The sequence below is a fragment of the Furfurilactobacillus siliginis genome, from assembly GCF_001437435.1.
GTDB classification, from domain to species: Bacteria; Bacillota; Bacilli; order Lactobacillales; family Lactobacillaceae; genus Furfurilactobacillus; species Furfurilactobacillus siliginis.
This window is the reverse complement of sequence record NZ_JQCB01000003.1, coordinates 1-22497: the sequence shown is the minus strand read 5'-3', so window position 1 is coordinate 22497 and position 22497 is coordinate 1. Positions and strand designations below refer to the sequence as shown.

General features: G+C 42.8%; 24 protein-coding genes, 1 other RNA gene and 1 pseudogene. 5 read left to right on the top strand and 21 right to left on the bottom strand.

Features of this window, described 5'->3' with window-relative positions; translation table 11 throughout:
* Positions 1-98: 98 nt before the first annotated feature.
* From galE to IV55_RS02705, 17 genes are all read right to left on the bottom strand, one after another.
* Entirely contained in the window at positions 99-1091 is a 993-nt protein-coding gene (gene galE, locus IV55_RS02785) for a UDP-glucose 4-epimerase GalE (RefSeq protein WP_057809145.1), read from the bottom strand.
* Between the two features lie 73 nt (positions 1092-1164).
* Entirely contained in the window at positions 1165-1923 is a 759-nt protein-coding gene (locus IV55_RS02780) for an acyl-[acyl-carrier-protein] thioesterase (protein WP_057809143.1), read from the bottom strand.
* The gene (rsmI, locus tag IV55_RS02775; protein ID WP_371858872.1) at positions 1920-2810 is read right to left on the bottom strand and encodes a 16S rRNA (cytidine(1402)-2'-O)-methyltransferase; all 891 of its coding nucleotides are present in this window, start codon (positions 2808-2810) and stop codon (positions 1920-1922) included. Before rsmI ends, IV55_RS02780 begins: the two co-directional genes overlap by 4 nt.
* 21 nt (positions 2811-2831) lie before the next feature.
* The gene (locus tag IV55_RS02770; RefSeq protein WP_083483911.1) at positions 2832-3179 is read right to left on the bottom strand and encodes a DNA replication initiation control protein YabA; all 348 of its coding nucleotides are present in this window, start codon (positions 3177-3179) and stop codon (positions 2832-2834) included.
* A 35-nt stretch (positions 3180-3214) separates the two neighbouring features.
* The gene (gene holB, locus IV55_RS02765) at positions 3215-4234 is read right to left on the bottom strand and encodes a DNA polymerase III subunit delta' (RefSeq protein ID WP_057809139.1); all 1020 of its coding nucleotides are present in this window, start codon (positions 4232-4234) and stop codon (positions 3215-3217) included.
* Between the two features lie 28 nt (positions 4235-4262).
* Positions 4263-4592 (bottom strand): cyclic-di-AMP receptor, encoded by a 330-nt coding sequence (locus IV55_RS02760; protein WP_057809137.1) that lies wholly within the window; start codon positions 4590-4592, stop codon positions 4263-4265.
* Between the two features lie 15 nt (positions 4593-4607).
* Complete coding sequence (tmk, locus tag IV55_RS02755) at positions 4608-5252, bottom strand: dTMP kinase (RefSeq protein ID WP_057809135.1); 645 nt, start codon at positions 5250-5252, stop codon at positions 4608-4610.
* 192 nt (positions 5253-5444) lie between these two features.
* On the bottom strand, positions 5445-6221 hold the full coding sequence (locus IV55_RS02750; RefSeq protein WP_057809133.1) for a tyrosine-protein phosphatase: 777 nt from the start codon (positions 6219-6221) through the stop codon (positions 5445-5447).
* 2 nt (positions 6222-6223) lie between these two features.
* The gene (locus IV55_RS02745) at positions 6224-6994 is read right to left on the bottom strand and encodes a CpsD/CapB family tyrosine-protein kinase (protein WP_057809131.1); all 771 of its coding nucleotides are present in this window, start codon (positions 6992-6994) and stop codon (positions 6224-6226) included.
* 16 nt (positions 6995-7010) lie between these two features.
* A complete protein-coding gene (locus IV55_RS02740; RefSeq protein ID WP_057809129.1) occupies positions 7011-7898 on the bottom strand; it encodes a YveK family protein in 888 nt (295 codons plus the stop codon).
* Positions 7899-8106: 208 nt separating this feature from the next.
* On the bottom strand, positions 8107-8355 hold the full coding sequence (locus IV55_RS02735) for a YaaL family protein (RefSeq protein WP_057809127.1): 249 nt from the start codon (positions 8353-8355) through the stop codon (positions 8107-8109).
* Between the two features lie 12 nt (positions 8356-8367).
* Entirely contained in the window at positions 8368-8967 is a 600-nt protein-coding gene (recR, locus tag IV55_RS02730; RefSeq protein WP_057809124.1) for a recombination mediator RecR, read from the bottom strand.
* A 14-nt stretch (positions 8968-8981) separates the two neighbouring features.
* Entirely contained in the window at positions 8982-9287 is a 306-nt protein-coding gene (locus tag IV55_RS02725) for a YbaB/EbfC family nucleoid-associated protein (RefSeq protein WP_057809122.1), read from the bottom strand.
* A 23-nt stretch (positions 9288-9310) separates the two neighbouring features.
* Positions 9311-11110: a DNA polymerase III subunit gamma/tau gene (dnaX, locus tag IV55_RS02720; protein WP_057809120.1), complete on the bottom strand. Its 1800-nt coding sequence runs from the start codon at positions 11108-11110 to the stop codon at positions 9311-9313.
* 426 nt (positions 11111-11536) lie between these two features.
* An RNA gene (ffs, locus tag IV55_RS10145) (signal recognition particle sRNA small type) lies at positions 11537-11623 on the bottom strand.
* 54 nt (positions 11624-11677) lie between these two features.
* Positions 11678-12196, bottom strand: coding sequence for a nucleoside deaminase (locus tag IV55_RS02710; protein ID WP_057809116.1), 519 nt, complete (start codon positions 12194-12196; stop codon positions 11678-11680).
* Positions 12189-12794, bottom strand: a complete 606-nt coding sequence (locus IV55_RS02705) for a class I SAM-dependent methyltransferase (RefSeq protein WP_057809113.1) — start codon at positions 12792-12794, stop codon at positions 12189-12191. Before IV55_RS02705 ends, IV55_RS02710 begins: the two co-directional genes overlap by 8 nt.
* Before the next feature lie 224 nt (positions 12795-13018).
* On the opposite strand from IV55_RS02705, the gene nrdH reads away from it, so the two are divergent.
* The 5 genes from nrdH (at position 13019) to IV55_RS02680 (ending at position 17708) form a co-directional block, all read left to right on the top strand.
* Complete coding sequence (gene nrdH, locus IV55_RS02700; protein WP_057809111.1) at positions 13019-13246, top strand: glutaredoxin-like protein NrdH; 228 nt, start codon at positions 13019-13021, stop codon at positions 13244-13246.
* 79 nt (positions 13247-13325) lie between these two features.
* Complete coding sequence (nrdE, locus tag IV55_RS02695; RefSeq protein ID WP_057809109.1) at positions 13326-15491, top strand: class 1b ribonucleoside-diphosphate reductase subunit alpha; 2166 nt, start codon at positions 13326-13328, stop codon at positions 15489-15491.
* A 29-nt stretch (positions 15492-15520) separates the two neighbouring features.
* On the top strand, positions 15521-16498 hold the full coding sequence (nrdF, locus tag IV55_RS02690; RefSeq protein ID WP_057809107.1) for a class 1b ribonucleoside-diphosphate reductase subunit beta: 978 nt from the start codon (positions 15521-15523) through the stop codon (positions 16496-16498).
* 106 nt (positions 16499-16604) lie between these two features.
* Positions 16605-17180 carry an LOG family protein gene (locus IV55_RS02685; RefSeq protein WP_057809105.1) on the top strand — a complete coding sequence of 192 codons (576 nt, stop codon included), beginning with the start codon at positions 16605-16607 and terminating at the stop codon, positions 17178-17180.
* Positions 17181-17189: 9 nt separating this feature from the next.
* The gene (locus IV55_RS02680) at positions 17190-17708 is read left to right on the top strand and encodes a VanZ family protein (protein WP_057809103.1); all 519 of its coding nucleotides are present in this window, start codon (positions 17190-17192) and stop codon (positions 17706-17708) included.
* Positions 17709-18083: 375 nt separating this feature from the next.
* On the opposite strand, the gene IV55_RS02675 is transcribed toward IV55_RS02680, so the two are convergent.
* The 4 genes and pseudogenes from IV55_RS02675 to IV55_RS02660 form a co-directional block, all read right to left on the bottom strand.
* Positions 18084-19229, bottom strand: coding sequence for a glycosyltransferase (locus IV55_RS02675; protein WP_057809101.1), 1146 nt, complete (start codon positions 19227-19229; stop codon positions 18084-18086).
* Between the two features lie 6 nt (positions 19230-19235).
* Positions 19236-20735: a lipopolysaccharide biosynthesis protein gene (locus IV55_RS02670; protein ID WP_057809099.1), complete on the bottom strand. Its 1500-nt coding sequence runs from the start codon at positions 20733-20735 to the stop codon at positions 19236-19238.
* The gene (locus IV55_RS02665) at positions 20736-21878 is read right to left on the bottom strand and encodes an EpsG family protein (protein ID WP_057809097.1); all 1143 of its coding nucleotides are present in this window, start codon (positions 21876-21878) and stop codon (positions 20736-20738) included.
* Between the two features lie 101 nt (positions 21879-21979).
* Positions 21980-22408 (bottom strand): annotated as a pseudogene (locus IV55_RS02660) (CDP-glycerol glycerophosphotransferase family protein); the annotation flags it as partial.
* Between the last annotated feature and the right edge of the window lie 89 nt (positions 22409-22497).

Here is a 22497-nt window from a genome sequence, read left to right as displayed (position 1 = left end):
CCCGTAGTGGTAAGGTGTCGCATCTGGTCGACGGTGAGCGAAGCGAACTTGCTAATGACCTGGCGATGGAGGACAAAGCAAAGCCCGGCTGCTAACGACTAGCGGTCTTCGTAACCATGTGGATGACTCTGTGTCCAAGCCCATGCGGTCTTAATGATGTCGTGAACATCATCATACTGTGGTGCCCAGCCAAGAATTTTCCGTGCATCAGTTGAGTCGGCGACTAATGAATCAGGATCCCCAGGGCGCCGAGGTGCCACTTTAGCAGGGATTTCTTTGCCAGTCACTTCCCGAGCTGCTTCAACCATTTCTTTAACGGAGAAACCAGTTGATGAGCCTAAATTAAATGCACGGCTGTCGTTGCCTTCTTCAAGGTACTTCAAAGCCAGAATGTGCGCATCGGCTAAGTCTAAAATATGAACATAGTCACGGACATTGGTACCATCTGGTGTATCGTAATCGTCACCATACATGTCGATGTGGTCACGTTCGCCTAAGGCAGTTTGCAAGACGATTGGTAATAAATGTGTCTCTGGATGGTGATCTTCACCAATTGAGCCATCAGCTTTCGCACCAGCTGCATTGAAGTAACGTAAGGCAACCCATTTGATACCATATGCTTCATCACACCAACGAATCATGTGTTCCATGATCAGCTTACTTTCACCATAAGGGTTAATTGGTTCCTTGTGGTCTGCTTCATGAATTGGTGTCCGTTCTGGACGACCATAAGTTGCCGCAGTGGATGAGAAAATCATCCGCTTACAGCCTTGTTCATGCATCACTTCAAGTAACGTGATCATGCCATAAACGTTGTTATCAAAGTACTTCAGTGGATCCTTCATGGATTCAGGAACAATTGAAAATGCATCCATATGAATGACACCATCAATTGATTCCTTCTTGAAAACATCCGTCAAAAAGTCGCGGTCACGGGTATCCCCTTCGTAAAAGTGTGCATTGGCATTAATTGCCTTGCGGTGGCCAGTTGATAAATTATCAACGACAACCACGTCAAATCCCTTTTCAATTAAACGGTCAACCATGTGTGAGCCGACGTAACCAGCCCCACCTGCAACTAAAATTGACATGTTTCATCCTCCACTTCGATTAGTGTTCTTATCATAGCATATTTTAAAACGTGAATAAAAACGGTTTCACTACTTAACTCACTCGCCAAGTCAGTTCTGCCTCCGCATATTGATCAGTACCTGCACTAATCTTGTGCTTTGTCGTGACCAAACCATCAGCAGTCGTGACAGGCTCTGTCACCGTACTCGTCACGACATGCCCATACTGCACCTCATTTTCAAACCGAATCGCCACGTGTTGCAACGTATGTTGATTTAAAAATTCCGCGTCCAAGGCATCCATCAACCAGTCAAAGTAATGCGCGTTATTTACATGGTGGTTACTGTCGAGATCAAAATAGCGCACCTGGTAGTCTTTACTCGTGACGTTATCCGTATCGGTGATTCGGCCGGGCCGTTTCAGTCGCGGAATCCGATTAACGACATCAGATGCATAAGGTGCAATCGACGAATCTGGAATTGACACCATTTTACGCGTCGTTTGATCCATCACTACGCAAATAGACTGTACTTGCGCTAATTCTTCATCGTGTTCATCGTACAACCAGAACTGACGAAAGGCGAAGTATCGATTATTCGACGTTGCTTCCGTAACCATCCGCACATGTTCGTGTTCAGCTGGCATTCGCGTAATGTTAATTTCATATTGCGTGATGACCCAACCTTGATTGTTCGCAAGCATGTAATCTGTTCCAACGCCTAAGGCATCCGCTTGATCATAGGACACTCGCACCAACAGGTTAATCATCATCGCTAATGTAATCTTTCCAGAGACATCAGTTTCATAATAGTGAACTTCATGTGGTTCCTCAAAACGCCGATTTTCTGTCATGATTTCGCCTCATCTAAGTGGTGATACGCTGCGTAAACGTCTTGTTTACGGAGTCCACGCGCCTTCGCAACCTGTTTAATGGCATCATTTGTTTTCAATCCGTCATCAATGACGGCGGCCACATGTGCTTCAACACTCAGATCCAAACGGGTATCACGTTCGTCTGCTGCCGTCTGTGGGTCGGGGTTTCCGCTAATTAACACCACGAACTCACCCCGCGGCTGATTATCAGTCGCCCATTGCACAACTTCAGCAGCCGTACCACGGACAAACTCTTCAAAGCGCTTGGTTAATTCTCGACACAAGACAATTTGACGATCATCGCCAACGGCCACTTGAATAGCCACTAACGTCTTTTTCAGGCGATGTGGTGCTTCATATAAAATGACGGTTTCTTCATGCTGCGCTAAAGCCGCCAATTCGAGCTTTTGTTCACTGAGCTTACGATTTAAAAAGCCGTAAAAGTAAAATGGCTGTGGCACCAGTCCACTGGCAATTAACGCCGTCAAACCGGCATTTGCACCTGGAAGCGGCACAACTGGCACACCAGCATCCACCGCAGCGGCCACGAGTTCCGTTCCTGGATCGCTGATTGATGGCATGCCTGCATCACTCACCTGTGCTAAATCCATACCAGACTGCAGCTTAGCCAATAGCTCGGGAATGCGCTCCTGCGTGTTGTGCTCATGGAAACTAATTTGCTTTGTTGTAATGTCAAAGTTATTCAGTAACTTTTGCGTGTTTCTAGTATCTTCAGCAGCAATCAAATCAACATTTTGCAGTGTTTCAACTGCGCGATAGGTCATATCTTGCAGATTGCCGATTGGCGTTGGCACTAAATATAAGGTGCCACTGTCATGCTGTCCAAAACTTTGCTGGCTCGTTATCGTCATTAATTCTTTTGCCCCTTAGCTTGCTTTACTCGCACGTTCGCGTTCACCGTAGATCAATTCCAAACAGAACGCACATGAATCATGTTCTTCACGCCGTTGCCCGTAAAATTCGCGGCAAACGTGGAAGCCAGCTTCATACAAGCGTTCTAAGTTTTGTAATGATTTGGATAAACGCTTTGCTTCATCGCTACCATTATCCTCACCCAACAGTTCGCGTAAATGTTGGTTTTCAACGGTCAATTCAGCATTTTCTTCAGACAGGGTCGTCACCTGCACCTTCAAAGCAGCCAGTTGTGTCAAAATATCACTCGCCTGGTCTTGTAAATGATCAAAATCGTTTAGCATGGTTTGTCGTTTATCCACAATTGTCCCTCCGCCGGTTTCCTGTCGTTAACGTATCATTTGCTGGGCGAAAGCACGTCGAATACCTTTAGGGTCAAGGATTCCATGACGTTTTGAAAGCTAACGTTTCGCTCAAGCAGCTGTTTTGATTGTAACCCTAAATCGGTAATTTCGACGAGTTGGTTTTTGGTGTAGCCGTTCGTTAAATCGGTTACTTCCTTGCTGTGACTTGGAAAACTCGCTGTAAAATTTTCTTCGTGAATATTTTCTAGCAAGGCGTCACGCAATCCGGCCACCATGATATCTAATAAAGTGCGCTGACGAGATCGATCCTTGGCTAGTGGCATAAGCGCTGTCGCCACCGTGGGGAACGCCATCAGGTCAGGTTTCAGTAACTGACTCAACCATTGCCACATGCTCGTTGCCGCTTGTCCCAGCCAGTCATCCGTTAACCAATCGGTTGCCTCTGCTGGACTATGTGTCAACCGCGTAACCAACGGTAATAAATGTTGTGGCACCCCTGCATCGATGAATTGCTGTTGCAACTCACCAGCGGCCAACGGTTGCATTTCAACTTCTTGCGTTCGTGAAATTACCGTCGGCAGCAATAAGTTCGGATTACTGGCTAATAAAAAGGCGTTGATACTCCCACTTGGTTCCTCTAGAAATTTAAGCAACGAGTTCGCAGCACTAGCAGTCATCGTTTCGGCACCGGCGATGATGAAAATCTTTTGATTCCCTTCAACACCACTCTTGGTAAATTCAGCTTTCAAAAAGCGCACTTGATCAACTTTTATCGAGTTACCGTCTGGTTCGACAATCAGTACATCTGGATGCTCATGTGCAGCGATCCGCGTGCATTCATCGCACACGCCACAAGGCTGTCCATCTTGCACGTTACGACAAAAAAGCCGCATGGCAATCCACATGGCCAGCTCTTCTTTACCGCTGCCTGTAGCCCCAGTGAATAGGTATGCGTGGGCAAGTTCGTTATTTTCAATTACATTTTGAAAATGCTGAACAAGGACAGGTTGTCGATGTTCAGCATTAACTAAGACTTCATTTTTAGTTTGCATAACGCCTCATTTAAGACTTTGTGACAGGTTAGAACTGCTGGAAAGCTTCCACAGGTAGGACAAAACAAGTCGCACCACCGACAGTCACTTCAACTGGGTAAGATGCTGTCTGATCCATCGATACATCCATGTTAACAGGTGGCGTCATGAATTGATCACGCGTATGTGACGTTTCTTTAATCAACGCCATGACTTCATCTACACGTTCATCTTCGATCCCAATCAAAAATGTGGTGTTCCCTGAACGTAAAAATCCACCGGTTGTAGATAACTTAGTGGCCCGAATATTTTGTTCAATGAACTGGTTACTTAACCGATTACTATCTTTATCCTGCACAATCGCAACAATCATTTTCATAAGCGTTCACTCCTTTTAATTGAATAATCCTGGGAAACGATCAACCAACACCGCGTTTGTCGCATGCACAACGTCATCAAATGACTGCGTAGCATCGACGACAACGATGCGTTCTGGATGCGCTGCAACTAGCTTTAAATACGCTTGTCGTACGCGTTGATGAAATGACAGCTCCTCATCATCGAGACGATTGATTTCGTTACTACGGTATTGATGAATCCGTGCTAAGCCAACTTCAGATGGGACATCGAAGTACACCGTCAAGTCAGGTGTAAGCCCTTCTGTCGCAAACTGATTCATGTCTGCCACCGCCTGTTCACCGATATTTCGACCAGCCCCCTGATACGCAATCGAACTGTCGACATACCGGTCAGAAAAGACGATCTTGCCATCATTCAATGCTGGTCGAACTGTCTGCATCAGATGCTGCCGTCGAGCCGCTGCAAACAGCAGTGCTTCGGTACGTGCATCCATCTCAACGTTAGCTTGATCCATGATAATGCTGCGAATCGCCTCAGAAATCTTATTACCGCCCGGTTCACGGGTGGTCACAAGCTTACTACCTAAGCGGCGCGTGTAATCTGTAAATAAAGTATTTAAAACGCTCGTCTTGCCAGCGCCATCTGGTCCTTCAAAGGTAATCAGTAAGCCCGTTCCCACAATTCAAAACTCCCCTATAACGTCAATATATTTATTGTACGTTAGAAATATTCTTCTGTCTAACGCAAGTGTTAACGATTCAGACAAAATTTAAACTATTTTTTAGTCTGTCATTTTGAGGCTAAAATTTTCCAAAGAAAAAAGGCTAAGAACAAAAATGATTTTTGCCCCAGCCTCACGTATTATCATAATTTATCTACCAAAGAACCGATGCCTTTTTTGCGCCACAGGTTGAATATTCACGCGTTCGACCGGATTTCCATTCAAGATATCCTCCGCGCTTTGTTCAAACAATGTTGCACGCTCCTCACCAAACTCATGGCGCAGTTTGTCGAACGCTTCGCGCATTTCATACTTACGTCCTGGTAAATGATGCGCATCAGATGCTAACACATTAACCTGTCCAGCAGCAATCAAATCATGACTGAACTTTTCGACCTTTTTGCCAAAAGTTCCGACATAGCTGCTAGCGGTCAACTGTGCCAAACAGCCGGCGGTAATCAATTCCAGCAACAACTCTGGCTTTGCCAAAATGGCGGCGTTACGTTCTGGATGGACAATTACAGGGGTCACACCACGTTGTTCCACTTCATAAATCATGGATTTCGTGTAGTGCGGCACATCGTTGTCGGGAAACTCGAGCATCAAATACTTCTTCGTTTCGTCGGCATAAAGGATATCATCGTTATCAATTGCATTCAGTAGTTCACCGTTAATACGGACTTCTTGGCCTGGAAAAACCTTTAGGTCAATCCCATTAAGTGCCAATTGATCAGCAAAGGCAGCAGTCTCTTCTAAGACATCTGCTTTATGATTTACGTACACCCCATTCATGTGGTGGGGGGTTAACAATGCATGCGTAACACCATTGTTGACGGCATCATTTGCTAATTCAAGTGAGATTTCCAGACTTTTAGAACCATCATCTAACTGTGGTAAAAGATGACAATGCAAATCGACAACTGCCATGATTAGCCCTCTTTCTTGTCTTCCGTCTTTCCATAGCCATAACCGTAGCCATATCCATAGCCGTAACCATAGCCACTACCAGCGGCGTCACCGGTAGCATCGTTCATCACATAACCGAGTAAATTAGCATGTGCTAAGTCTAGTAATTCCTTAGTCCGCGTAATGGCAGCCTTGTTGGTAACACCAAAACGAACTACTAGGATCACACCATCAACTTTGGCAGTCAATAACTGTGCATCAGTAACAGTCAGCATTGGTGGCACATCGAAGACAACCATGTCAAAGAATTCCCGTGCCTTACTGATAAAGGTGTCCATCCGGTGTGAGTTCAATAATTCTGATGGGTTCGGTGGAACTGGTCCACTGGTAATCACGGATAAGTTATCAATTGGTGATTCCTGAACAAATTCAGAGAAATTCTCTGTTTTTTCCATAGTTAATAAGGTACTAAGCCCTTGTGTGTTCGATAGTCCAAACGTTGAATGAACGGTCGGACGTCGTAAATCGGCGTCAACGAATAACACCTTTTTCCCTTGTTGTGCCCACGTAACGGCAACGTTAGCGGAAACAGTTGACTTACCTTCACTGGCATCGGCCGACGTAAATGTCACTGTCTTGATGGCACGATCAACAGAAGCAAATTCAATATTGGTCCGAATCGTTCTGAATTGTTCTGATACAACTGCCTTTGGGTGCAAAGCAGTAATCATTTTGGCACCGTTTAACATGGTGTCTTCTGAAAGTTTCTTTTTATTGCGATGGAATAATGCCATTAGTTTTCTCTCCTAACTACACACGGCTAGATGTGCGTCGTGAACTGCCTCGGGATAAGTTTTCATCTCCGTGACTTGAAATACGGTGTGAGCCAGTCAAACGACCAGCTGACGTAATCCGGCTAACGTGACCTAAGTTGGTTAGGTCAAGCGTTTCAGCTAAGTATGATTCATCCTTAACGGTCCGGTCAGTCAATTCACGAACAAAGGCATAGGTCAGACCAATTAAGAGACCGGCCAATAAACCGGCAGCCGTTAATAATGTGGTCCGTGGTGCAACCTTGTTAGGATTTTCAACAGCCTTCGAAACAATCGTCACGTTGTTAACAGACATGATGTCTTTAATCCGCTTTTTAAAAACTTGGGCTGTTAAGTTTGCGATCCGTGCTGCTTCTTTAGGATCGTTTGCTTTAACAGACACAGCGAACACTTGTGAGTTTTGTTGGTTAGAAATACCAATCATCTTTTTTAATTGACCTGCAGGTACATCGTAAGCCTTTGCAGAACTAGATTTAGTCACTGCTGGTTCAGCGGCCCGAACTAGCACTTTATGACCGGTAACATCTCGTTCGTACTTAGCTTTAACTGCTGGCTTAACGACTTCACGTCCTGGGTTGGCGAGTTCATTACTAACTTTTTCCAACACCACTTGGTTTGTGATGATGTCTTTATATGTAGTAATCATTTGAATATCAGCCTGTTGGTCCGCGTATTGAGCACCATTTGGCGTCGTATCATTCTTCCGGTTAACCAACAGCTGTGCTTCAGCACTGTACTTTGGTGTCATCACAAACGTGGCAACACTCCAGGCACCTACTCCGAGCAAGATTCCCCAAATGATAATTGCAACTAAATGTTTTCGAATAATACCTACTGCCCGCGCAAGGCTAATGTTTTGGTCCATGTTCAAATCCCTTCCGTGTACCTAGAAAATTTGCATTGTCCTACTTACTGTACGGTCCAAAGACGACAGTAACTATATTATTATGCCATAAAAAAACTTTCACTTTTATAAAAATTCGTTTACAGCTCCGCTTAGCACCTGTCAATCCGTTGCTAATACTGCATTTAAGCAGCATTGTTACATTCTTGCAACGGCAGCACCCAAAAAATTACTTATCAAAAACTGATGGCTGTAACCGGCCACGTACGTTTCGCTGTTTTGCTTCGCGGAATAATAACATATATTTTTGTCGTTCAAGCTCAGATTGGGCCGTTAACTCACGCCCATCGCCTTCATCAACAACTGCTTCTTCTGTTTCTGCCGCCCGGTTCCAACTCCGTTTAGCAGTATCAATATCGTCTAGCAAAACGGCGTTGTATTGTGACCGCACAGGTGGTTCTTTCTTAAAGAAAAACATTCTTCTGCCTCATTAAATTTCTGTCCGACCTTCAACGGCCTTTAACAAAGTCACTTCATCCGCGTAATCAATGTCTGATCCAACGGATAAGCCATGGGCTAAACGTGTCACTTTAATACCGGCTGGCTTAATCAACCGTGATAAATACATTGCGGTAGCTTCACCTTCTGGCGTCGCATTGGTTGCGACAATCACTTCTTTGACTTCATCATGCTCTTGCAGCCGCTTTACCAAACTTGTGATATTGATATCTTCTGGTCCCTTACCTTCAATTGGTGACAACACACCATGAAGAACATGGTACAACCCGTGATATTCACGCATGGATTCCATGGACATAATGTCCTTAGGTTCCTCAACAACTAGAATTGTGCTCTGATCACGCGTTTTATCAGCACAAATGACACAAGGATCATCTTCAGTGATATTGCCACAAATCGAACAAAAGTGTAGATCCCGCTTTGCCGAAATCAATGACTTAGCAAAACCAGTCACATCATCCCCGTCCATATCAATAGTATAAAACGCCAATCTGGTCGCCGTTTTTGCACCAATCCCAGGGAGCTTCATGTAGCTTTCAATTAATTGTGCAATTGGTTCCGGATAATCCATTGTTTACCTCGTCGTTACATCCCTAAGCCGCGGCCATACTTGCCCATCGTACTTTCAGTTGTCTTATCAATTTGTGTCATCGCATCATTCACAGCAGCTAAGATCATGTCTGACAACATGTCAGGATCATCTGGGTCAATGGCAGCTGGATTAATAACTAAATCTGTCAGTTGATGCGTTCCTGTTGCGGTTACCGTGACCATATCATCTGGTGCTTTACCGGTAAAGGTACTTGCATTCAGCTTTTCTTGATCTGCCTGCATTTGTTTTTGCATCTTCTGCGCCTGGCGCATTAATTGTTGCATGTTTCCACCCATCATAAGTTGGTTCCTCCATTTAATTGTTAATCATTTTGAATTGTAATGTTATCAGCACCAAACAACTCCTGTGCTTTCGTTACCACTGGATTGTCTGGTTCATTAATTGCTGTTTCACTGACTGCTGCTGGCGTCTCAGCATTATCCGCGTTTCCAGCCAGTTCATCTTTGTGGTCTGTCAGAAAGTCCTTTCTGATCTTCGGCCATTGGTCCTCTGGTACAAATAAAACGACTGGTGTTTCACCAGTTAAGCGATTCAGATTTTGTTCCAGAGTCTGCCGCAGCTCGTCGTCACTGACCGCTTTATCAAAGAAAAATTCATAACTAAAGGAAACAATGACGCCTGCGCCACTAGCAGCCACGGGCTTGGCAACCTTCATTAACGCTTTTTGCGTAATTGGTAATGTGTCTAATAAATCATTCCATACCTCACGCATAGCATCTAAATCATGCTTTGTCGCTGCTCGCAGGATTGGATACAGCTTACTGAGATTAACCGAATTACTCGTGTGTGATGCTGCCTTTTGAACCGGTGCCTTGGCTGCCTTTGGTGTGGCGGCTTGACTCTCTGCACTAGCAGCTGGAACGCTCACTGCTGCCGATCTAGCCGGTTGTGCCTGTACCACTGGTGCAGCGGTAGTTAAGCTTGCCAACTGTTCTTTGAGCCCTTGAATCTGTTGTTGAAGCACTGTTAAATCAGCCGAACCAGTGCCAGTAGACGTGGTGGCTCCAGCCTGTTCCTGACTTGGATAAATCTGCGCTAATTTGACCGTCAACACTTCCAAATAGACATCTGGGTGAGTCGTGAAACGTAACTGTGCCGACACTTCATTTAACGTGTTGATCATCTGATAGAACACATCTGGACTAGTCGCTTGGCTCAATGTTTTGAACGCATCATTAGTGACATCGCTACCAGTCACCATGTCCGGTGCTTCTTGATATAACAGCAAATCACGTACATAACTGATTAAATCTTCAACGAACCGCCCAGCATCTTTGCCATCATCTAGAACCTTTTGCAAGGCTGCCAAACCAACAGTCGTCTCATGGTCAACCACCTGTTTAACGTAGTCTGCCAGTAGCCCTTCCGTGACACTCCCAGTCACTAGCAACGCATTCGCCAGCGTAACCTCGTTATCACCAAAGGACAAGGTTTGATCCAGAATACTCAACGCATCTCGCATTCCACCTTCCGCCGCGTTGGCGATGACCCGAAGCGCATTTTCCTCAAAGGATACCTGCTTTTCATTCAGGATGAACACCATGCGGTCGAAGGCTTCCTGTGCATTGATGCGTTTGAAATCAAACCGTTGCGTCCGTGAAATGATGGTTGCCGGAATTTTGTGTGGTTCCGTCGTGGCTAAGATAAAGATCACGTTAGCTGGCGGTTCTTCCAAAGTTTTCAACAGTGCATTAAAGGCACCCGTTGATAACATATGGACTTCATCAATGATGTAAATTTTGTAAGTCGCTTGTGTGGGTACGTACTTCGCCTTGTCACGGATGTCGCGAATCTCTTCAACCCCGTTGTTCGAAGCGGCGTCGATTTCGATGACATCGTTTAATTGCCCGGCTGTAATGGCTTCACAAATTTCGCAGTGATTACAAGGTTCACCATCCACTTGGTTCGGACAGTTAATCGCTTTGGCAAAAATCTTTGCCGCAGATGTTTTCCCCGTCCCTCGTGGACCACAAAAAAGATACGCGTGACTGGTCTGCTGCGTGATAATGGCATTTTTTAAAGTTTGGGTGATGACCGCCTGCCCAACGATTTCATCAAATCGCTGTGGCCGCCATACCCGATAAAGGGCTTGATAACTCATGCGTGCTCCTTTGCACAGTCGTAAGACCGACCGTCTGTTTCCGAAAGAAAAGTCTGTAAACAGTATACTAAAATAAAAGAGTGTGAGCCAGCCCGGGTTGGCTACGAGCAATTGCAAAGACGGTGGTTGTGGGCGCTCTTGGCCCATAACCGGCGGCTAGGCAATGCGCAGTAGACAGGGCTGGCGAACACGTTTCAGTTAAGAGTGTGAACCAATCCGTTTTGGACTTGAGCACCAACTGACAGGGCGGTAAGGGCTTTAGCCCTGGACGGTCGGCCAGTTGGGCACAGAGTCCAGGATTGGTGAACACGTTTCCACCACCGAGGCCTACCCTGTTTGGTTTGGTTTGTTTTTCTCCGCCCCATCTTTCCCCACCAAAAAAGCCCGTCAACAAGTCTCCCCGTCAACGAACTCCCTAATTATCTATTAAACATGAAGCACAGACCACCACAAACTTAGTGCTGCTACCTTCCGGTCCTGACACAATTCGTGAGGGTAACCTTGCCTCATGGCCTTTCGGCAATTAGATATACTACGCTACTTAATGAAAAAAGACCACCGTTTTGCCTAAAGTTTCTGACCGCCACGTGGTTTTGCTTTACCACGTCCTTGCCGAATTGCTTTAAAAAAGTTCTTCATCAAATCGGCGGCCGCTTGTTCTTCGATGCCTTCATGGACGGTGACACGATGATTGAAACGATCGTCTTCTAACAATTGATACAGTGATCGTACAGTGCCGGCTTTCGGGTCACGAGCACCGAAATACACTTCAGGAATGCGCGCATTGATGATGGCACCACTGCACATGGGGCATGGCTCAATCGTCACAAATAACTGACAGTCTTCCAACCGCCACGTGTTTAACGTACGGTTTGCTTCACTGATGGCCATAATCTCCGCGTGCATTGTTGCATCCTGCGCATGCTCACGTAAGTTATACCCGCGTCCAACAATTTCACCATCATGGATAACGACGGCCCCAATCGGTACTTCGCCAACACTACCAGCGATGGCCGCCTCTTGTAATGCGGCTGCCATCGCCCACTCGACTTGTGCGTCAGTCAGCGTCTGCTTGTCGTTAGTCATTTACTGACTCCAAGATATAGTAGCCTTTATCTTTTTTAATGATCTCGCAATTACCAAAGGTGTCGGTCATAAGCTTCTTTGCAGATGGGGCACCTTGTTTTTTTTGTAGGACCACCGTTAACGTTCCCCCACTAACCAAATGTGTTTTCGCACCGCGTAACATATCGGTGACCACATCTTTGCCGGCGCGAACAGGCGGGTTCGTTAAAATAGCCGCGTACTGCTTGGTCACATTGTCGTAACGATCTGATTGAAACACATGTACATTCTCAATTCGATTTTGTTGTGCATTGCGTTGTGCTAAACCAAGCGCGCGCTCATTCACGTCCACCATGTCGACAGTTCGGTCCGGATTTTCTAAAGCGACTGTTAATCCAATTGGACCGTAGCCACAACCTAAATCCAAAAAGTCACCTGACGGAACGTGGTCGTTGTTAAACGCTGCCAGTAAAACGCGTGAACCGTAGTCAACCGTGCGTTTTGAGAAGACCGCATTGTCCGTTGTGAAGCGTAAATTATGCCCACCCAATTGAAATTCCCATGACATTTCGTCATGTACAACATCAGGATTCGGCGTATAATAATGATTATTATCCATCTAAATTAGACCCTCGTTTCTGGTTACATCATACGTGCATTTTACGCGCTTGTGTAACCGAAAAGAAATTAAATTTAACAAAGCTTGATGTAACACCATATCTAGTGGCTACTTTGAAAAAGTGCCACAGGATATGGTGTTTTTTTGTTGCATTTTGGTTTACACCCACTATACTTAGGTCATCAATAAATTTATGGCATAGCTTTTGAGAGGATGTGGCCAACATGGCTAAAGTAATTGTTTTTACCAAGGATAACTGTATTCAATGCAAGATGACAAAGCGTTTTCTTGACGCACACAACGTTGACTTCGAAGAAAAGAATATCAACCAACACCCAGAATTAATCGACTACTTAAAGGGACGTGGCTTCCAAGCAATGCCCGTCGTTGATGCCGATGGCGTCGCTGCCGTTTCTGGTTTTCGTCCTGATGTGTTAGCACAACTCGCCTAACCTTATAATTCTGCTCAGACGCACGTGAGCGTTTGCGTGCGTCTTTTCTTTTATTCAAAATCCGGGAAGGAACTTCAATATGGCCTTAAAAGACTTAAAGGACGTTACCTATTACGACCTTAATAATGAGATCAACATCCCCGTTAACGGACAGATTCCGTTGAACAAGGATAAGGAAGCGCTCGCCGCTTTCCTGAGCGAAAACGTGCAACCGAACACGAAACAATTTGCATCTTTACGCGAACGCTTTGACTACCTGCTGGATAACAATTACATCGAACGTGCTTTTTTTGAACAATATGACTTTGCGTTTGTCGAAAAACTGTACGACTACTTGAAGGCGCAAAACTTTCAGTTTAAGACCTTCATGGCCGCATACAAATTTTATGCGCAGTATGGTCTACGCACCAACGACAACCAACTATACTTAGAAAACTTCATCGACCGTGTTGCAATGAATGCCTTATTCTTCGCAGACGGAAACGAACAACTCGCCATGGATTTAGCCGACGAAATTGTGCACCAACGTTATCAACCCGCAACGCCGAGCTTCTTAAACGCTGGCCGTGCCCGCCGTGGTGAACTTGTTTCTTGTTTCGTCTTACAAATGACAGATGATATGAACGCGATTGGGCGTGGCATCAACTCCGCCCTCCAGTTATCACGTATCGGTGGCGGGGTCGGCATTAACCTTTCCAACCTTCGGGAAGCCGGCGCACCAATCAAAGGGATCGCTAACGCTGCCTCTGGTGTCGTTCCAGTAATGAAATTACTAGAGGACTCCTTCTCTTATTCCAACCAGTTAGGCCAACGTCAAGGTGCCGGTGTTGTGTACCTATCTGTTTTCCATCCAGACATCGTCGCTTTCCTCGGTGCTAAAAAAGAAAACGCCGACGAAAAAGTCCGGGTTAAGACACTTTCTCTTGGTGTCACTATTCCTGATAAGTTTTACGAACTCGTCGCTGCTGATGAAGATATGTACCTTTTCTCACCACAAAGTGTCGAAAAAGAATACGGCGAACCTTTCTCATACGTCGACATTACCAAAGAATACGACAAGCTAGTCGCCAATCCGAACATCGCCAAGCAAAAGATTCGCGCCCGGACATTAGAAACAGAAATCAGCAAGCTTCAACAAGAATCTGGCTATCCTTACGTCGTTAACATCGACACCGCCAACTTACACAACCCAATTGCTGGAAAAATCATCATGAGTAACCTGTGTTCTGAAATCCTACAGGTCATGACGCCTTCTAAGATTAACAACAAGCAAGAATACGATGTTTTCGGTAAAGATGTTAGCTGTAACCTCGGATCAACAAACATCGTTAACCTGATGGCCTCCCCTGACTTTGGACACTCTGTCAGTGCCATGGTTCGTGCATTAACCTATGTCACAGATCACAGTAACATCGACGTTGTGCCAAGTGTGCAACACGGAAACAACGAAAGCCACGCCATTGGCCTTGGTGCCATGGGCTTACACGCCTACTTTGCTAAGAACCATATGCACTATGGTGATGCAGATTCACTCGATTTCACTAAGGTTTACTTCATGCTGCTTAACTACTGGTCACTAAAGGCTTCAAATGATATCGCACGTGAACGTCATGAAACATTCGTTGGCTTTGACAAGTCTGACTACGCAACTGGTAGTTACTTCGACAAATACACTAGCCAGTCTTGGGCACCAGATAGCGAAACCGTTAAGCAACAATTCGCTGATATCTTCATTCCAACCACTAAAGATTGGGCAGAACTGAAAGCAGCTGTTATGAAGGATGGTTTGTATCACCAAAACCGGATGGCCATTGCGCCCAATGGCTCGATTTCTTACATCAATGACACAACTGCCAGTTTGAACCCAATCGTCAACCGGATTGAAGAACGCCAAGAAAAGAAGATCGGTAAGATTTACTATCCAGCGCCATACTTATCAAACGACACGCTACCTTATTATCAGTCAGCTTATGACACCGATATGCGGAAAGTCGTTGACGTTTACGCTACGGCCCAAGAACATATCGACCAAGGGATGGCTTTGACTTTCTTTATGCGTTCGACCATGCCAGAAGGTTTATACGAATGGAAAGATGGTCGCACCAACAAGATGACGACCCGGGATCTGAACATTCTGCGGAATTATGCTTGGAAAAAGGGCTGTAAGTCCGTTTACTATGTACGAACTTTCACCGATAATGATGGTGAAGTTGGTGCCAACGAATGTGAAAGCTGCAGTATCTAATCTCACCTGACAGAAACGAGGAGCACATCATGGAAAACGGCAATTATAAAGCCATTAACTGGAACCAAGTGTCTGATGAAATCGATAAAGCAACCTGGGAAAAGCTGACTGAGCAATTCTGGTTAGACACCCGGATTCCCGTCTCAAATGACATGGACGACTGGCGCACCTTAGACGACGATCATAAATGGGTCGTCGGTCACGTCTTCGGTGGTTTAACGCTACTGGATACGTTACAATCACAAGACGGGATGGCCGCCTTACGTCGGGACGTGCGTACCAAACATGAAACCGCCGTGTTGAACAACATTCAGTTCATGGAGTCTGTCCATGCTAAGAGTTACTCAACTATCTTCGAAACATTGAACACCCCTGATGAAATCGACGAAATTTTCGATTGGAGTGATTCTGAAGACCTGTTACAAAACAAGGCTAAACGAATTTATGGCTTGTACCATGACGACGGTAATCCCTTAAAGAAAAAGATCTCCAGTGTGTTCCTGGAAACGTTCTTGTTCTACTCTGGTTTCTATACACCCCTGTACTACTTGGGCCACAACAAACTGAACAACGTCGCCGAAATCATCAAGTTGATCTTGCGGGACGAATCCGTTCACGGAACCTACATTGGCTACAAGTTCCAGTTGGCCATGAAGCAACTGACTGACAACCAGCAACAAGAACTAAAGGACTGGATGTATGACTTTTTGTACTACTTGTATGATAACGAAGAAAAGTACACCCATCTCGTTTATGACAAGGTTGGCTGGTCTGACGATGTCTTGAAGTTCATTCGTTACAATGCCAATAAGGCACTGATGAACTTGGGACAAGACCCCTTGTTCCCAGATACCGCCGAAGATGTGAACCCCGTTGTTATGAATGGGATTTCCACATCGACGTCGAACCATGACTTCTTTAGTCAGGTTGGGAATGGGTATCGCCTTGGAAACGTTGAAGCAATGAGCGCCGATGACTATAACATCGGCGGTCCGAAGAAAGACTAAATATATCAATATTAAAAGCGTTGGAACAGCCAGTTCCAACGCTTTTTGATTTGGGAAAATTTCATATTCTACGTGCTATACTAAGGCAATTGAGGAGGCTTTAATCATGACAAAAATCAATTCACTATGCGTCTTTTGTGGTTCGTTACCTGGTAGTCATCCAGAATACAGTGTACAAGCGGCACAACTCGGCGCTTTTCTGGCTGATCATCAGATTCGTTTAATCTATGGCGGCTCCTCCGATGGCTTAATGGGCACCGTTGCCAACGCAACCATCGCTGCCGGTGGTAAAGTGACTGGCATCATGCCCCGCTTTTTAAAGAAGATCAGTACTGAAAGTCATGATTTAACCGACCTTGTTGAAGTCGACACCATGGATGAACGTAAGGAAACGATGCTCGAAATGTCCGATGCCTTCATCGTGCTGCCTGGCGGCTTTGGTACTTTTGAAGAACTTGGCACCATGCTGTCCTGGAGTAAAATCGATATTCATACAAAGCCAATTGCGCTATTTAATATCGATCACTTTTACGACTCTCTGTGGCAGTGGTTTGTCGACGCTGCGCAAGCCGACTTTTTGCCAATTAGCGATTTAAAGTTAATGGTCAACGCGACCTCCATTGAGCAAATCTTCGATTACTTTGACACGTTTAAACACGTCACAACAATGCCACATGCTTAGGAAATTATTATGCTAATTAAATTCATCCCCTTACTACTAATCCTCATTGTCTTTCAACGCTTCTACCAGCGCTATTGGCGTCCGTGGCACAGATATACTTGGCAACAGCGCGTAACCGTTGTAAGCGCCAATATATACGCTTTGTGTGCCCTGACCTTAGTGTTCATGCCCGCGTTATTCCCATTGTCATTTAGTCACTTTCATTATCAGTACACCACTATCGGTCGGGCAATTGTGATTTTAAAACCTTATCAAGTGTTGGATTCTCAACAGTTTTTCAACGTTTTGATAACTTTCCCCGCTGGGGTTTATTTTGCTTTATTCAGCAAAAAGACCACCTCTTGGAAGGTGGTCTTTGGTGTGGCGCTTGGTATTGGATTGATGAATGAAAGTGGACAGTTTTTGCTGGATCAGATTGTTGGGTTGGGAAGAAGCGTGGCTGGGGATGATTTGATTAATAACGCGTTTGGGTGCTTAATTGGATTCTTCATATCAATTAAATTACCACTATCTAAATTTAACCTTTGAATAACTTCGACTATAAAATTTCCGGTGTTGGTGAATAACCAATACCATTTTTAATTTACATGAAAGCAAAAGAGCTATCTCGGTCACCTTGACTATTATAAGCCAATGCTAAAGATCTCCCAGACACCTTGAAACAAAATGTCTCAACTGTTGCATCATTGTTAGGTAAAACTCTAACAATCAATTCGAAGATATTAGCAATAAAATTTGAATATTTAATAGCAGTAACTATAGTTTTTTACGATTCTCAGCATTTTTTATCCAAACTAACCACATTCAGAAATCAAAAAAGGTCAATCCAAATAGAATTGACCGCGTTACATTCTGTATTAACATGAGTTAAAAAAATCTCCCAAACCTGTAAAGTAAAATTACTTATTGGTATATTTCAAGCATGCGTGTAATTGTGGCATCAACAGAAAAGCCTGATTTAGCGACATTATCATTTCTATCTCTTCTTAAGTTCATGTACTCTTGCGCATCTTTTGGCTCATTATCGATAATCTGCATTGCAGTGGCAGCCCAATCATCATCAGAATCTTCTAACGAACACTTAATTAGTCCATTAAGATTTGCTTCCTCAGAAAAAGCCTCAGATGAAACTAATCCAGGAATTCCCGAGGCTTGTGCTTCAATTATAGCAAATGGTAATGCTTCATATAGTGACGGCATTATAGTCAAATCCGCAGCAGATAGAAACCTTTGTACATTTTTTTGCCCACCAAGAAGCACTACAGAGCCGGATAATAGCTTGTTTTCGGCAACAGACTGCTGAATAGCTGAGAAGTTCTCTCCCGTTCCTACAAGCCATAAAAAGTAATCGTCATTATGTTCCTTAATCATTTGGAAGATAGTGAGTAATCTCTCTTGGTTCTTTTGATTAGAAAAACGCCCAACTAAGACAATAACTTTCGCATTCGTCGGAACATTATAAAGATTACGCATAGCTTCTCTATCGTCTTGAGAATACTCAAATATATCAGTATTCACGCCATTTGGAATCACTTGATATTTTGAGTTAGGAAACATCCACTCGCCCGCAGCTCGACTAGCAGCTAGTCGAATAACATGATCACTTAGTTTTCTCAGTGATCTTCTTTGAAGTGGCATTAACAAATCTATAATCAGACCCTTGAGAAATCCAAAATGTCCGTTCATTGTGTTATGAGAATGAACTATTATTTTCTTGACGCCACACTTATAAGCAATTTTCGCCCAATAAGTGGCATTCAAATTATTCGCCTGAATATGCACGATATCAAATCTAAATTCCTTCATCAATCGTGTAGCCAACGAATGTCTCTTAAAAAGAGCAAACGTGCCACTCGGATACTGCCTCTTAATAATCTTAACTTGCTTAAGTCGATTTAGTTCTTCTTCATAGGCAATCGAGTTATTTGTAGTATCTAGAATGTAAAATTGATACTTGTCCGCTCTGATCATTCCTTCAACAATATTTTTAACAAAGGTTTCAATTCCACCCTGATTGCGGGTCATTCCAACAATTAATACTTTTTTCATAGAAAGTTATCCTTTTTTCAATTTCTTCAAAAAACCAATACCGTCTTTACTGGTTAAGAATTCAATCATGGTAAGCATTATCACAATTATTGAAGATATGAATCCGCGCATAATAAAGTCAGGAACTGTCAGTTTTGAAGGAATATTTCCAAAATAGAAATAAAATCCTAGGCATGCCACCACCAGAATTAAGAAACGAATAACAATAACAAAATAATTCCTACTTAGATCAACTCCATTTTGAAAAACAACCTTAGGCTCCATCCAGACAACTGTTGTTAAATTACTAATAAGCGTGCCCAAAAGAATACCAAGTAATCCTAATTTGAAAAAACTTAGCAGTAGTAGAGAAGCAGTTAGGTTCACGACAGCTTCAACAATTGGCTTCCACCTTTGCTGCCATTGAAGCCCCAAAGCATCAATGTAATTTAGAGGTCCAAGGCGAGCTAAGCGAATGAGTAGATTTACAGACAATAACGTTGTAATACCCATATTAAGAATTTGATTTTTTCCAATCCATAATCCGATAAAATAATTTACGTTTAACAAAAAAATGCCAAAGATAGTAAATGAAATTGAAAAAATGACATGATTAAAAGTTTCAAACATAGTCGTTCGCTCGGCACTATCTTGTTGAACCACTTGATGTCCGATAGAAGGCATCATTGCACTGACGGACTTCATCACAATACTAACAGCAGCATTGATAATCATCATATAATTAGAGTATCTGGCAACATTAACTAAGTTACTGAAAATACTTAATAAAACACTGTCACTACCAAAAACAACAAAGGTCCCAATTCGATTAGATAATCCTCCGATGCCGTTCATCAAAATTGTCTTTTTATCGGCTGACGAAATAACTACATTGCTTTTCTTTAAACTGACTCTTTTTCGAACATAGATCCAAAAGCAAACTCCCATGGCCACTGTAGCCAAGATTTGAATTAGCTCGAAAACTACAAATGATTTAAAGACTACTAGTGCAATAATCTGTAACAATGTCATCAAAACTGTTACGATTGCCGTCACGATTGAAACAACATAACTCTGCTGATTCGCATTTAAGAAGACTCTATATTCAGCAAAAGTATAGGTAAGAATTGTGTTAACCAAGTAGAGAAGATAAATTATTACAACATAGCGTGTCACATTACGCCCATGGATTATATAAGGTAAAAGTGGAATTACGATCAGGCCAACAATAAAAATAATCGCTGCAACCGATAAATAAATTTTTTTGATGAAATTTAATAATGCGGTGATTTTATCGCTATTTCGTTCCTCTAAAGGTTTAAATAAGACAAAAACCAAAACAGTATCTAAGCCAACATCAGCTATAGAAATTGCGCTCAGTATACTGTTAAACAAACTGTTTAGACCTAATGCTGTTTCGCCTAAATTTCTTATAAAAAAAGATCTTTGAAGAAACATTAGCAACAATGTCAACGTCGTTGTCGCAAGCATGGTCCAAGAATTCGTTATTCCTTTTTTTATGTTCATTTATCCACTATATCCTGTATTGAAATTGATAATGTAAGGTATTGTCTTTATAAATGGGCTACCATTACCATACAGTCCATAAAACAAAATCATTGAACTCAAAATTAATAGGAAAAAAAGGATCGAAGGCAATTCGCCCTTTGATCTAATATAATTTATAGTCTTTCTTTTTTCAAAAAGAGCAATCCATTCTAAAACCATTAATAATACACCATATCTTAGAATTCTCTGATATTGTCCTGATATGCCCAAAAAAGGAACCGAAAATGTTAGGAACGCAGTTATAAAATCAAAATTCAATAATTTCGATTTTGTGTTATTAACTACAATCTTTGTGCTATCAACCCAAAAACTTTTCTTCAAGGTAAAATATATTAGAAAATAAACAGTGGCTAGTGCAATTGTAAACAATGTAGAACTATCGTTAAACCTTACTGCAACATTTTCAGCAGCAGTTTGATTAGACGAAATAGTTCCGAAGACCCTCGACAAAAGGATCCCAACTCTACCAGACAGTCCCGGAATGAGAATTACAATAGTTCCTACTATCGAAACTTTAGGTAACCACTTAATTAAGAGCGACTCATACTTAGCAGTTAGAAAAATAGTTAAAAACACAGCAATCGTAAAAAAATACCCAATAGAATGAAATCCTGGCGCCAAAATCGCAGCCACCATTGCTAATAGTTGGGATCCTTTGAAGTTAACTTTAAGTAGCGCAATTGCAGTAAGTACTAAAACAAACATTAGGAAAGTTCTAATCTGTGTCGCTTCCAGAGGAAACGAAAAAATCGAAAAAACAACGTAAAATAGAGAAACATTATCCACAAGAATACTTAGCATCCAAAAGAATAAAAGATAAGCTGCAATCATTACAATTACTCGGAATGTTCCATAATCCAAGTTAAAAACATGCCCAATTTTTTCAAGTTCAACATATAGCCACTCAAATCTTGACGTATATCCCACAGACCCAATATGAACATAGTCAAAATAATAATTCATCGTGTCACGATTATTTATTAAATCACTTTGGCCTGATAAGGCTCCAAGATACAAAAAGCTTAGCCCTGCAATCCACTTACCTTTTTTAAACAGTACTGCAAATATAGCATTAATAATTATTATTATAAAATACAGCATTTTTCCTCACATTACAGTCTTATACAATTGACAACATTAGACTTACCTACAAGTTCCTTTCCCACAAAAAAGATTAACATCGCGAAAAAAGATTAATTACGTTACAGCTTTGTTGCTTCCTTTTTCAACACCAAAAACAAACGTTCCGAGTTATGATCATCAAACAAGTCAAAAGTTCTGTCTATTCTATCTAAATATTTATTCGATAATTTAAACTTATTTTTACTTGCTTTTTTTATTTCTTCCACGACAGCCTCAGTGGTTTCAAAAATCGGACCAAATCCATCCTTTTTATACTCGAAATAGCCCTGTTGGTAGTGATTAGCGCGATAGGCTTGATAATCAAAATGAAAGTATAAAACCGGTTTATGCAAAAATGCAAAGTCAAAAGCGACACTAGAATAATCAGTTATCATCATTTTGCTTTCCAAAATTGCTTCCTGCACGGTTTTTTCGTTTGTATCAACAATTTCTACATGTGATTTATCCGAAACTGAGAAAAGATCAAGGTATTTTCTGATTTCAGTATGTGGAGGATAAAAAAGTAATTTTAATTTTTGCTCATTTGGTAGATTGTAAAATTAATCCGAACGCTGTTCGGACAAAAAAGATCAGCTTC